Source organism: Clostridium sp. OM05-6BH (assembly GCF_003481635.1).
Classification (GTDB): domain Bacteria; phylum Bacillota; class Clostridia; order Lachnospirales; family Lachnospiraceae; genus Butyribacter.
Window position 1 is genome coordinate 23,848 of sequence record NZ_QULH01000016.1, and the last position, 12,984, is coordinate 36,831.

11 protein-coding genes are annotated in these 12,984 nt (G+C 40.6%); 10 read left to right on the forward strand and 1 reads right to left on the reverse strand.

Features of this window, described 5'->3' with window-relative positions:
* The first annotated feature begins 41 nt into the window (after positions 1-41).
* The 10 genes from DXB73_RS11590 (at position 42) to DXB73_RS14580 (ending at position 10,833) form a co-directional block, all read left to right on the forward strand.
* Positions 42-1,085 carry an ABC transporter ATP-binding protein gene (locus DXB73_RS11590; protein ID WP_207665550.1) on the forward strand — a complete coding sequence of 348 codons (1,044 nt, stop codon included), beginning with the start codon at positions 42-44 and terminating at the stop codon, positions 1,083-1,085.
* The gene (locus tag DXB73_RS11595; RefSeq protein WP_022025894.1) at positions 1,078-2,097 is read left to right on the forward strand and encodes a dipeptide ABC transporter ATP-binding protein; all 1,020 of its coding nucleotides are present in this window, start codon (positions 1,078-1,080) and stop codon (positions 2,095-2,097) included. Before DXB73_RS11590 ends, DXB73_RS11595 begins: the two co-directional genes overlap by 8 nt.
* Positions 2,098-2,245: 148 nt before the next feature.
* Positions 2,246-3,868: a peptide ABC transporter substrate-binding protein gene (locus DXB73_RS11600; protein ID WP_182448241.1), complete on the forward strand. Its 1,623-nt coding sequence runs from the start codon at positions 2,246-2,248 to the stop codon at positions 3,866-3,868.
* 45 nt (positions 3,869-3,913) lie between these two features.
* On the forward strand, positions 3,914-4,324 hold the full coding sequence (locus DXB73_RS11605; protein WP_022025896.1) for a hypothetical protein: 411 nt from the start codon (positions 3,914-3,916) through the stop codon (positions 4,322-4,324).
* Between the two features lie 218 nt (positions 4,325-4,542).
* Positions 4,543-5,547 (forward strand): ATP-binding cassette domain-containing protein, encoded by a 1,005-nt coding sequence (locus tag DXB73_RS11610; protein ID WP_118506544.1) that lies wholly within the window; start codon positions 4,543-4,545, stop codon positions 5,545-5,547.
* Positions 5,534-6,199, forward strand: a complete 666-nt coding sequence (locus DXB73_RS11615; RefSeq protein WP_118506543.1) for a methionine ABC transporter permease — start codon at positions 5,534-5,536, stop codon at positions 6,197-6,199. The genes DXB73_RS11610 and DXB73_RS11615 overlap by 14 nt, the downstream gene beginning before the upstream one ends.
* 57 nt (positions 6,200-6,256) lie before the next feature.
* Entirely contained in the window at positions 6,257-7,090 is an 834-nt protein-coding gene (locus tag DXB73_RS11620; RefSeq protein ID WP_022025899.1) for a MetQ/NlpA family ABC transporter substrate-binding protein, read from the forward strand.
* Positions 7,091-7,901: 811 nt separating this feature from the next.
* Complete coding sequence (locus DXB73_RS11625) at positions 7,902-8,672, forward strand: hypothetical protein (RefSeq protein ID WP_118691238.1); 771 nt, start codon at positions 7,902-7,904, stop codon at positions 8,670-8,672.
* 98 nt (positions 8,673-8,770) lie between these two features.
* Complete coding sequence (locus DXB73_RS11630) at positions 8,771-10,657, forward strand: leucine-rich repeat domain-containing protein (protein ID WP_118691239.1); 1,887 nt, start codon at positions 8,771-8,773, stop codon at positions 10,655-10,657.
* A gap of 2 nt (positions 10,658-10,659) precedes the next feature.
* Positions 10,660-10,833 carry a hypothetical protein gene (locus DXB73_RS14580; protein WP_182448511.1) on the forward strand — a complete coding sequence of 58 codons (174 nt, stop codon included), beginning with the start codon at positions 10,660-10,662 and terminating at the stop codon, positions 10,831-10,833.
* 3 nt (positions 10,834-10,836) lie between these two features.
* On the opposite strand, the gene DXB73_RS11635 is transcribed toward DXB73_RS14580, so the two are convergent.
* Positions 10,837-12,954, reverse strand: a complete 2,118-nt coding sequence (locus tag DXB73_RS11635) for a methyl-accepting chemotaxis protein (protein WP_118691240.1) — start codon at positions 12,952-12,954, stop codon at positions 10,837-10,839.
* Positions 12,955-12,984: the final 30 nt, after the last annotated feature.

The window sequence follows — 12,984 nt, forward strand, 5'->3', positions numbered from 1 at the left end:
CAGCATTGGACGGCGAAGAAAAACGAGAGAAAGGCATGGTGATGGATATGAGTTTGTTAGAGATCAGAGGATTAGAGACAGAGTTTCAGACAGAGCAGGGCGTAGTAAAGGCACTGCGGGGAATAGATTATACCGTTGACAAAGGAGAAGTCCTTGGAATCGTAGGAGAGTCCGGTTCAGGTAAGAGTGTGGGAATGCTTTCACTGATGGGACTACTGGCACCGAATGGTACCGTAACCGCCGGAGAAATGATCTTCGACGGGGAAGACATTTCTCCGGTTAAATATAAGACAAAGAAAGAGAAAAAAGAATATGAAAAGAAGATGAACGCGATTCGGGGTAACGACATCAGCATGATCTTTCAGGATCCTATGTCATACTTAAATCCGATCGTAACGATCGAAAAGCAGATGACAGAGGGGATACGGGCACATGATAAATGCAGCAAGCAGGAAGCTAGAGAGCGTGCCATAGAACTGATGAAAATGGTAGGTATTCCGGCACCGGAATCCAGATTGAAACAGTATCCGTTTGAGTTTTCCGGTGGTATGAGACAGCGTATTATTATTGCGATCGCACTGGCCTGTAATCCGAAGCTGATCGTGGCGGATGAGCCGACCACAGCATTGGACGTAACCGTGCAGGCGCAGATTTTGGATCTGCTTCGCAAGATTACCGAGGAAAGTGATGCCGGTGTTATTATCATAACACATGATCTTGGCGTAGTTGCTTCTTTATGTGACCGTATCAGCATTATGTATGGTGGTAATATTATGGAAGAAGGAACAACGGATGAAATCTTTTATGATCCAAAACATCCATATACAAAAGGCCTGTTAAATAGTATTGCTAATTCCAATGCAGATCATAGAGAACCACTCAAGCCAATTCCCGGTACACCGCCGGATCTGTTAAAACTTGGTGATCAGTGTCCGTTTGCTTCCCGATGCAGCGAGGCAATGGAAATCTGTACAAAGGCAACACCGCTTGTGACAGAATTTGGCGAGACACATAAATGCAAATGCTGGCTTCACTGCAAGGAGCGCTGGCAGGAAGTGATGAAGGGAGAGGATGCACATGAGTAACGAACCAACACCATTATTAGAGGTAAAAAATTTAACAAAGCACTTTCCCGCAGCACATGGCCAAAAAGTACATGCGGTGAATGGAGTTTCTTTTAAGCTGGAACGTGGCGAGACACTCGGTATTGTCGGAGAATCCGGCTGCGGTAAAAGTTCCATGGGACGTACGATCCTAAAGGTACATGAACCAACGAGTGGTCAGATTATTTTTGATGGAGTTGACATTACCGGACTTAGTAACCGTAAAATGTTTCCTTATCGCAAAAAGATGCAGATGATCTTTCAGGATCCTTATGCATCCTTAAATCCAAGATTTACCGTTGGAGAGATTATTGAAGAGCCAATGATCATTCACAATATGGGTACCGCACACGAGCGTAAAGTTATCGTACAGGAGTTGATCGAGACAGTTGGATTAAAACCGGATCACATCAGACGATATCCACATGAGTTCTCCGGTGGACAGAGACAGCGTATCGGTATTGCCAGAACATTAGCACTTCGTCCGGAGTTTATCGTTTGTGATGAGCCGATCTCAGCGTTGGATGTATCAATTCAGGCACAGGTTATCAACTTGCTTGAAAAGCTGCAGCGTGAAAAAGGATTTAGCTATCTTTTCATTGCACATGATCTGGAAATGGTACATCATATCAGCCATAAAATCGGTGTTATGTATTTGGGAAATATGGTAGAGCTTGGATCATCCGATGATGTTTACAAGAAACCATTGCATCCGTATACGAGAGCACTTATTTCTGCAGCACCGATTGCTGATCCAAAGATGGCCAAAGAAAAGAAACGAATCATCCTGGAGGGCGAGGTACCAAGTCCGATCAATCCGCCAAAAGGATGTCCGTTTGCGGGAAGATGTAAGTACGCAACCGAGGAATGTAAGTCCAAAAAACCGGACACATATATGTATGATAACAGACAGGTTGCCTGCAACTTATATTCGCCCAAAAATTTGGCACAGTATAAGGCAGTTGGCAAAACTGTTGAACAAATTATTGCTTAAAAGATCTTTAAGGATCTTTTAGATATAATGAGTATGTTTTAGAAACATCGCTCATGCGTCAGATAGTGCGAAGTGCATTGTCTGCGAATGGATTAGGGTAATGGGAATGCAACTGACACAATGTTTGAGACACAAGGAGGGAACGCTTATGAGAAAGACAAAGAAAATTATGGCGGCACTACTTACAGCGGCAATGGTGATAGGGAGTCTTACCGGCTGTGGTGGAGGAAACAGTGCAACAAGTACCAATGACAAAGGAGAAATTGCGGAACTGATCAATGCGGTACAGCCGGAAAGTGGTGAGTATGACCCTGCAGGAGCTGCTGCATACGAGTACTTCAGTGTACAGACGAACTGTTACGAAGGTTTTGTAAGTTATGATAAGGAAGGAAAGATCGTACCTGCGGCAGCAGATCATTGGGATGTCAATGATGATGCGACAGAGTATACTTTCTATATTAGAGACGATGAGAAGTGGTCCGATGGATCGGATGTTACAAGTGCTGACTTCGAAAATACGATGAAGAGAGCGCTAGAGCCGGACAATGGTTCTTGGTACGTTGACTTCTTGTTCGTTGTTAAGAATGCAGAGAAGTGCTTTAATGGAAAATGCGACTTCAAAGATGTCGGCATCGAGTGTATCGACGACAAGACGATTAAGTTTACATTAGAAGAGCCATGTTCTTACTTCTTAGATCTTTGTAAATTGCCTACCTATATGCCATCTAATTGCAAATATGCAACAGATGATAATAAGGATTGGGATATGAATCCGGAACAGAACTTAGGTAATGGACCATATCATTTGTCTGAGCATGTGGACGGAGATCACGTATCTTTTGAGAAGAATAAATATTACCGTGATGCAAAGAGCACCAATGTATTAAAGATTACGGATAAGTTTATGGATGACGATCAGGCAAAAGCATCGGCATATCAGACAGGTGAGATCAACATCCTGCAGGGTGCACCTAGTGAGATCGCAGAATCTTATGAAGGCAAAGATGACTTGTCGATCCGAGAGGTTCCACAGACAAACTACATCTTATTCAATATTAATGAAAAACCATTTGATGATGTTAAAGTACGTCAGGCATTTTCACTGGCATTGAATCGTAAAGATATTGCAGCAGTCGTTGGTACGGCTTGCGAGCCGGGTACCAGTTTCGTTGGCAAGAATTACAAGAGCAAAGCCGATGGCAAGAAATGGGGCGAAGCACAGGGAGCTCTGTTAGATGAAGATCTCGCAAAGGCAAAAGAGCTTTTGGCAGAGGCCGGTTACAAAGATGGCAAGGGCCTTCCAACGATCACATATACTTATCCGGCAATGAGTTATGAGGCAAACGTAGCACAGGTATTGCAGGCACAGTGGAAGAAACTGGGAGTAGATGTAAAATTAGAGGCAATGGAATATGAAGTATACGTTGATGAGCGTCGTAACGGTAAGCTGCAGATGGCAAGAATGCAGTGGTACGCTGATTACAATGATCCGACCAGCTGGCTCAAGATGTACCAGACCGGCAATGCACAGAATGATGTGAAGTGGAGCAATGCGAAGTATGATAAACTGATTCAGGAATCTGACAAGAACCTAGATGAGGCAAGTCGTCAGAAACAGTTGATGGAAGCAGAAAAGATTTTAGTATCCGAAGATACGGTTATCTGCCCATTATTTAGCCCATCCAATCAGGACTTGATCGATCCATCTCTGACAGGTTATTATACAGATGGTCTCGCTTATACTTTTTTCTATAAGACAACGAAGAAATAAGTCATCTCTTACAGAGATGAATCCCAGATAAAGGAGGGGAGTGTAATGACAACAGAGAAAGTAAATGATCTGGAACTGGTAAAGTTATCTGATTATTTTACGCCCGGCAAGTTTCGTACCATACCGGGTACCGCAATGACAGATCGTGGTGGTATTACCGAGATGCAGGCTGTGTTTAATATCAATACAGACTTTGCAAAGCGTTTAACCTTTCAGTTTTCTACCATGTTAGTGATCTATGGATTTGGCATATTGAATGATAAGCTGATCGAGATCAACAAGAGTAAGTACGTAGGATATAAGGAAGAGAATGTGTTGAAACGTATTACCTTTAATGACTGTGGGGAGCGGTTTGTTATGGTGTTGGAGCTGAGCGATGCACCGGATAAACTGCTGGCAGTAACAGCAGATGATGTGGAATATTTATTGAACAATTGTCTGCATCCGGCAACTTGATAACGAACTGTAATGGTATTTGAACATGGAGCCTGCACGCGAATAAATTCGTGTGCAGGCTCTTTATTTGTTCAAGTCTCTGATGTAAGATATGGAAAGTTTGAGTAAAAAAATGAAAAAAGTTCTTGACAAATGGATGAGACTGCTATATTATAACATACAATTCATATATAAATGATATGAAAACAAGGAAAAGAATCGTAGGAGGTGATACTTCCATGGATGCATTGATCACGGTTGAGGGTGTGGAGAAAGATTTTGGTAATCAAGTCAAAGCACTCGACCAGATTAATTTGGAAATTGCAAGTGGAGATATTTATGGAATTATCGGTATGTCCGGTGCGGGTAAGAGTACATTAGTACGATGTCTTAATTACTTAGAGAAACCCACCGCCGGTGTTGTCAAGATTCATGGCAAAGATTTATCGACTTTGAAAGGCAGACAGCTTCGCAAAGAGAGACAGAAGATTGCAATGATCTTTCAGCATTTTAATCTGTTGATGCAGAAGAACGTGTTGGACAATATTTGTTTTCCGCTTGTGATCGCCGGAGTAAGCAAGAAACAGGCAAAGAAGAGAGCTGTGGAATTGCTTCAGATCGTGGGACTTGCTGATAAAGCAAAAGCATATCCGGGACAATTGTCCGGTGGACAGAAGCAGCGTGTGGCAATTGCCAGAGCATTAGCGAATAATCCGGATATCCTGCTTTGCGACGAGGCAACGAGTGCTTTGGATCCGCAGACGACACAGTCTATCTTGGAATTGTTGCAGCAGATCAACCATGATTACGGTATCACGATCGTGCTGATCACCCATGAAATGTCCGTGGTACAAAAGATATGTAATAAAGTTGCAATCTTAGAAAAGGGACATTTGGTGGAGACGGGAAGTGTTTCCAAGATATTTGCCAATCCGGAATCTGCGGCCGCTAAGAAGATGATTTTTGGTGAAGATACCAGTGTTCCAAAGATGGAAGGAAAGCATCTGGTGCGAATCGTCTTTAGCGAAAATTCATCGTTTGAACCGGTTATCGGTAATATGATCCTTCGATACAAGACACCGGTTAATATATTGCATGCCGATACCAAGGATATCAACGGCATTGCAACCGGAGAAATGATCTTGCAGTTGCCGGAGGATGAAGATATTGCAAAGCAGATGATCACATATTTACGTGATTGTAAGCTGACGGTAAAGGAGGTGGAAGCAGATGTTTCACTTTGATGCAGTTGTTCAGGAGATGATCATTAATGGTATTTGGGAAACGCTGTACATGACCTTAGCGTCAACCTTTATGGGATATGTGCTTGGGCTTCCACTGGGAATCGCTCTTGCGGTTACCGACAAAACCGGAATCAGACCACAGCCGGTTGTATATCGTGTGCTGGATGTGATTTCGAATGTACTGCGAAGTATACCGTTTATTATTTTGTTGATATTAGTGATCCCGCTTACCAGATTTATCGTGGGGCAGTCTTATGGCTCTTCGGCTACAGTCGTACCACTAGTTATTGCTGCCGCTCCTTTTATTGGACGTATGGTGGAATCATCGCTCAAGGAAGTAGATCATGGCGTGATCGAGGCTGCTCAGAGCATGGGCGCCGGCATCTTTACGATCATTTGGAAAGTATTGCTCGTAGAAGCAAGAACATCCTTGATCGTCGGTGTGACGATCGCACTTGGTACGATCCTAGGATACTCTGCGATGGCAGGTGCTGTCGGAGGCGGCGGTTTGGGAAATATCGCAATTCGGTATGGTTATTATCGTTATCAGCCGGATATCATGATCGTAACGATCGTTATTTTGATTGTCCTCGTTCAAATTTTGCAGGGAATTGGCATGTTGATCTCCGCAAAGCTTGATCGAAGAAAATAAATACCAGCTTTCGTATTGAAAGATTGGAACACAAAAAGAATTGGAGGAAAATTTATTATGAAGAAGAAAGTAGTAGCATTGACATTAGCGTTGACATTGGCAGCAGGTTTGGTAACAGGCTGCGGTAATGCAAAGAAAGACGATAACAAAGCAGATAGCAAAACAATTACAGTAGCTGCATCACAGACACCACATTCCGAGATTTTGGCAGAGGCCGCTAAGACCTTAAAGAAACAGGGATATGATCTGAAAGTTACAGTATTTGATGATTATGTACAGCCAAATAACGTAGTAGAGAGTGGCGAATTTGATGCCAACTATGTAGAACATAAGCCATACATGGAGCAGTTTAACAAAGAGAATGGTACTCATATCGTTGATGCCGGCGATATTCACTATGAGCCATTTGGAATTTACGGTGGAACTAAGACAAAGCTCGAAGATGTTGCAGAGGGTGATACCATTGCAATTCCAAACGATACAACAAACGAAGCGAGAGCATTATTACTTTTGCAGGATAATGGTTTATTGACTCTTAAAGACGGTGCAAGCCTGACAGCAACCATCAACGACATTAAAGACAATCCTAAGAAATTAAAATTCCAGGAGCTTGAAGCAGCACAGGTATCCAAAGTAAAAGGTGAGGTTGCTTATGTAGTATTAAACGGTAACTATGCATTAGAGGCAGGATACAGCGTTGGTAAAGATGCTTTAGCATATGAGAAGTCCGATTCTGAGGCTGCTAAGACTTATGTAAATATCATTGGTGTCAAGGAAGGTAATGAGAACAGCGATGCGATCAAAGCTTTGGTAAAGGTATTAAAATCTGATGAGATTAAGAAGTTTATCGAAGACAAATATGATGGAGCAGTTATCCCATTTGCGGGCTAATCAGATCCTCTAAAAACTCATAAGAAATTGTTAATAAGGAAATAGCCTTTTGCCTGTTTTGTGCAGGCAAAAGGCTATTTTGGCTGTAGTAGAAATATTTCACTTTCTATATGGAATTATTGTATATAACTCAAATTTCGCACATCAAAAATTATCATGCTGTTACATATTGCTTATTATGTCAAAGCATGCTAAGTGTTTTGCAGCCACAATATAGCGGCTTCTGCCGACAGAGAACTATAGTAATTGCCTTGCCGCATTTTTGTTTTTAGTGATTTCTAAATTTTGTTGTCTCTGATGATTGATCTACATGCCCTTCGGAAACTCGAAGTCCCGGAAGCAAGGTATTCATCATTTTTGAAAGGGACTTTGCGCTCGTCGTTACTTATGTCTCGTATTTCAGAGACATTAAGTAACGTGACGTAGCGCATCGTAGCGAAAGCGTCCCGTCCAAAAATGGATGATACCTTGCTAAACCGGGACATCTCAGACATCCCTTCGGGCATGTATTCATCAGAGACTTAACAAAATAAGAAATCACTCAAAAACTCTGCGTTCTGCGGCAATTATCTTAGTTCTCTGCTGGCAGAATAAGTTAGCTTGTCGACTGCAAAATATGCTATTTATTGCGACATAATAAGCAATATGTGACCTGACAGAATCTTTTGAAGTGCGAAGTTTGAGTATATAAAAATGCATACAGAAAGATGACGGTTTTTGAAAAGAATATGGTAATACGATTATATAGATGAATAGAGCATAGCTAATTGAATGGAACAAGATGAATGATAGATTTAGGGGGAGACGTTCTATGAAGAAAAAAATCGTACTTATATTATCACTATCCTGCTGTATGTTTCTATTAGGCGGCTGTTCTGAAGCAAAGCAGGAAAAGCAGAAAACAAATAATCCTATCGCATATACTTCGACAGAATTTGAGACAACCGAGATTCCGGCACAGGAAGAGTCTTATGTTCTACATGCATCAAAAATACATTCTAAGTCACCCACTGCCTTAGAAACAGCAATCAATAATATTATTCGTGATGCGAAAGGATATGAAGATGAACATGAAAAATTTATAGGGTTCTTGGATTGTGCTGTAGATGATGAAAATCTACCTGCTTTCTATGGACAGCAAACGATTATTGTTTCTGAAAAATCAATCTATTATTGGAATATTAGTGCGAATAAAGTGGATATGAGAGGGTCTGCGCGGTATGTGTTTCCAGAGAACACCAAGGGATGCGCTTGTGTTCGATTTATAAATGATGGACAGCGTGTATCTGCTGCGGGATTAGAGGAAGTAGATAGTGCGATCGCGGAATTACTTCAGAAAAATCCGAAAGAACAATATGTGTTTCTGAATGGAATCTCAAGGGAAGAATATCCAAGTACAGAACCGTTATTGTTGAATGCCAAAAATCAGATATTATCCTGTGACAAAGGCAACCATTACGCCGTGGATCGTTTTTATGTGGTGGATGGTGACTGCTTTGGAAAGTTATCTGACATGGCAGTATCCTACGAGATGCTTTGTCGCAAGAATGACGAGTATGTCCAAATTCTTAAGAATTATTAAGATTGCCCCAAGGTCGTTGACGCAAGCAGAAATGTATGGTGTACTGGAAATGTAACAAAGAAATTTAGTGCTATGATGGTAGAATGGGAGGAGATCTTATGAATAAACTAAAAAAAATATTGGCATGTATGATAATTACATTGGGAATTTTGTATCTACCGGAAATTCATGCAAATGCATCAACAGTAACTATAGATGAAGCAACATTTCCGGATTCATGTGTACGCAAATTTGCACAAGAACAAGACGTCAATAAAGATGGTGTTTTGTCTGATGAGGAAAGAAATATAGTTGATTATGCATTATGGGATTGGTATACGGCAGCTGCATATGGGGTAGATGGAAGCCATTTAATAGATTTTACAGGAATGCAGAATTTCCCAAAAATCACCAAAGTTCGACTGCAATTGGGCTGTAAGGTCAATGGAAAGGAAATATATTGGAATTATAAAGCATCTAATTTATTCCAATGTTTTCCTCATGTAAAGCAATTGTCGATTGTTTCTTTTGGAACTAAATCAATTGAACTTAGTGGAGAATCTAATACATTAGAAGCGTTGGATATTTCTTTTGAAAATGAAATATTAAAAACTGGAGAAGTAGTATGCAAAATGTATGCGCCAAACATTAAAGAAATAGATATCACTGGAAATATCTCGACAAAAAGTTATTCTTTAGGAAAATGTTTTCCGAAGGCGAAGTACATTTATTTGTATGATACAAATGTTGGAAAATCTGGTACGTTAGATGGCTTTCAAGACATTGAAACGTTATTCATTAGTGGTAAAAAGGTAACAGACATGAATTTATCCTTTTTGTCGGGAATAACAATACATCGATTGGAAATTGAAAAAACTAAAATTAGTAAATTGGATATGGCACCTCTTCGCAAAACAAAATTGAATGTGTTAGATATTGACAATTGTCCGATCAAAAAATTAACGTTATTACCTTTGAAGAATACCGGGATTGTTAGTTTGTCAATATCAAATTGTTATATTACATCTTTGAATTTGAAAGAAGTATCCAACAAAACACTGACCACACTTTCTATCATTAATTGTCCGTTGAAGAAACTGGATGTTAGCCCATTGAAAAATACATTAGAAACGTTATATGTGGGAGACAGACAGCAGTTTTACACGAAATTTCGGGAAGTCTATAAAAAGACAAAATTTACTACACTTGATTTATCGATGATGAAAAAGTTAAAAGAGGTATATGGAAGTGGCGCTGGTTCTATTAAGACAGTGCGGCTTAAAAATCCCAAAAAACATGTAAGAGTTAAAACTTTGCAGGAATTACATTTATATGGGACTAAAATAAAGTCTATAGATGTATCAGGATTGACAAAATTAAAAAAACTTTATGTTGGTAATTGTACGACCAAGTGTAATATCAACAAGTGTACAAAGCTTGAAGAACTTGGTATTATAAATCGCGGAACGACAGATTTATCACTCAAGAGTAAAAGCTTGAAACACCTGCAGTACCGAGGCGGTAAAGTGAAAAAATTGTCAGTCAGAAAATGTCCTAAGTTATATGCAGTTACGATAAGGGGAACCAAGGCGAAATCTTTAGATTTTAAGGGCAATAAAAATCTGCTCTATTTATCGATTTATAATAGTAATATTGGTAAAGTGGTTTATCCGAAAGTAAAAAAAGCGGATTGGAGATATGAGTATAAAATACAAGATAAACGCTTTAGCTCTGACCCAATAACAAATGCTGAAGAAAGTGGGATTTTTACTTATGAGCATTACTTAGGTGGATACAATATAAATCAAGTAAAGACTGTGGATATATCTGCGTGGAAACGGTTGAGCAGCGCAATGAAGAAACGGCAATTGGCCAATGGTTATAAATTTGTCATGAAACAATATACACCGCGCCGGATTATTATTAACAAGAAGTTACGCAGTTCTGACAAAAAGTGGATACGTGCAGTAGCAAAGAAGATTAAAGCAAAAGTAATTATGTGGTAAGTATGAAGAAGCTTAAACTTACCAATTGCAAAAAATTACGAAGACTGGATCTTACACCATTTGATATGAAATCATTGGATATCAAGGGAACAACAAGGCGGATATCGTCTTGTTGTTCCCTTTTTGGTTATTTGCGCATTATTATATCTAACGTGTTTATCATTATCGCCGGATAGCATTTATTCCGCACTGACAACTTGTGTTATGTCATCAGACTGTTCTGCTAATAGCTGTTTGACGTAATCGCGAATGAAGAAATCGTCCTCCGGCATTTGACAGCCGACGGTATACATTCCTTCGTTATTCGAGCATCGGATGACATGTCCGGTCAATTCATTATGATTTGGCAGATCAAAATCATGGATCGTAATATGGATGTCTGCCCCCTTGTGATCTGCAAAGAATGGATCCTTCGTCAGAAAAGCAAATCCATTGGCGCTGATGTTATCCATCGTGGCATCGATTGGTAATGGCAGACTGTTATCTGCCGTCGTGTCAGCAATGGTGATGCTGCAGGTGTTGGAAAGATCTGCACGAGGATATTTGCGGCGGTTATTGATCTTAGGTCGGGACTCGATAATGATCTGCGAATCTTTCGTGATCAATGCACGCTTCCAATGATACAATACATTGCCGACGGTCACTTGTAATTCGCATTCTGTCGTTTTAGTGATCGGTGGGAAATTGCCCAAGGAAACAGTCAGTGTATTTTCGGTGCGTTCTACTATATCGCCATGATAATTTGAAGAATCCTCCAAAGTCACTGTGAATTTCATGCCCGGCTGTAAGTCCTCAACGCCCATAAAACCACCAATACCAAGCTCACACATCAAAGATTCAACGACCGTTTCGATTGAATTGATATTATTGGCGGATTCATCATATTTGCTCAGCATACGATGACTGATCTCATTGGAATCGGAAATATGTTTTGACATTTCCGTCATGATCGAGGATACCTGATCCATGTTGTCGACTAATTGGATATTGGATTGTTCCACATCTTTCATTGCCGTATCAATGATCTGAATATTCTCTTCCAATTGTGCGGTATCTTCGGATATTTTGGAAATGCTGGCACCAGCGGTTGTTACCTTGTCGAGAGTCATGCGGATCAATGATAACGTTTCTTCCATCGTGTGCATCATCTTGGTAGAGGTTTCTTCCAGATGCATCAAAGACTGACTGATCTTGCTGGAGGAAGCTTTTGTACCGGTGCTGAGGGTACGGATCTGTTCTGCGACAACGGCAAATCCCTTACCGGCTTCTCCGGCGCGGGCGGCCTCGATCGATGCGTTTAATGCCAATAGGTTAGTTTGGCTGGAAATATCCTCGATTGTTCCGGTTTCCTCTTTTACCATCGCAAAATCGTTTTTGAAGTCTTGCAAAGTCATTTCGATTTCCTGTGATAGTGCAGCCATATTGTTCGTTGTGTCAACGAGGCTGTCAAGATCTTTGGAACTTACTTCGGTGTGCTTGCCGGAAGTGGCAGTCAGCAGAACCATTTTCTCGATCAAATAAGCAACATGATTGACCTGAGCCTTGATCTTGGCGGTCATTTCATTGGAAGAAGCCGTTGTGTCTGTCAGGTGAAGATTATTTTCATTGACTTGCTGCATGCTTCGTGCAACGACCCCGGCTCCGTGTGTGTTTTCTGAAGCAAGTTCTCGAACGACCGTGACGCCATCCATAATGGAGTTACTTGCCTGTTTCACCTGTTCTACTGTTGTAATAACACGGTTTAGATCCGCTTTGATACTGTCTGTCATGGCACCATCGGATTCATTCAAGTGCTTGATGGACATGACATAGCAGATATAACATAAAATAATACAGGATAATTGTAATTGATAGTCTTTTACATTTGTAGCCGAATTAAACCCGTTCATGTAACGATATACAGCACTGCCGATAATAATGATGGAATTCGCAATGCCGCAATTTATCATGAAACGCCTGTTTTTGTAGAGAACCAGCAGGCTCGTCACCGGCAGGATATAAGTAAAGGCGATGGGAGAAGCGGTGGTACTTACAACAAAAGTATAAAAGATACCATAGCCGATCACCAGATCATACTTATAAATATCCGTTGTAAACCCTTTGACACGTAGTAATATTTCGCCAAGGATGATCGGCAGCCAGCACAGGATCAAAAAGATGATATAGTAATCTGCTTTTTGAAGGCCGTTAGCAACGTCACTGCCGTAATTAGCCGATAATAATAGCGCAAAGATCAGCCATATCTTGCGTGCTTTGCGGTTCGCCTTTTCCTTAAAAATGTTTTCGTCATAATTCATAATCGTTAACCTCATAATTCTTTCATATAT

Excerpts from the sequence above, each read along its gene's own strand:
- DXB73_RS11590 (WP_207665550.1), top strand. The coding sequence starts at position 42 with ATGGATATGAGTTTGTTAGAGATCAGAGGATTAGAGACAGAGTTTCAG.
- DXB73_RS11595 (WP_022025894.1), top strand. The coding sequence starts at position 1,078 with ATGAGTAACGAACCAACACCATTATTAGAGGTAAAAAATTTAACAAAG.
- DXB73_RS11600 (WP_182448241.1), top strand. The coding sequence starts at position 2,246 with ATGAGAAAGACAAAGAAAATTATGGCGGCACTACTTACAGCGGCAATG.
- DXB73_RS11605 (WP_022025896.1), top strand. The coding sequence starts at position 3,914 with ATGACAACAGAGAAAGTAAATGATCTGGAACTGGTAAAGTTATCTGAT.
- DXB73_RS11610 (WP_118506544.1), top strand. The coding sequence starts at position 4,543 with ATGGATGCATTGATCACGGTTGAGGGTGTGGAGAAAGATTTTGGTAAT.
- DXB73_RS11615 (WP_118506543.1), top strand. The coding sequence starts at position 5,534 with ATGTTTCACTTTGATGCAGTTGTTCAGGAGATGATCATTAATGGTATT.
- DXB73_RS11620 (WP_022025899.1), top strand. The coding sequence starts at position 6,257 with ATGAAGAAGAAAGTAGTAGCATTGACATTAGCGTTGACATTGGCAGCA.
- DXB73_RS11625 (WP_118691238.1), top strand. The coding sequence starts at position 7,902 with ATGAAGAAAAAAATCGTACTTATATTATCACTATCCTGCTGTATGTTT.
- DXB73_RS11630 (WP_118691239.1), top strand. The coding sequence starts at position 8,771 with ATGAATAAACTAAAAAAAATATTGGCATGTATGATAATTACATTGGGA.
- DXB73_RS14580 (WP_182448511.1), top strand. The coding sequence starts at position 10,660 with ATGAAGAAGCTTAAACTTACCAATTGCAAAAAATTACGAAGACTGGAT.
- DXB73_RS11635 (WP_118691240.1), bottom strand. The coding sequence starts at position 12,954 with ATGAATTATGACGAAAACATTTTTAAGGAAAAGGCGAACCGCAAAGCA.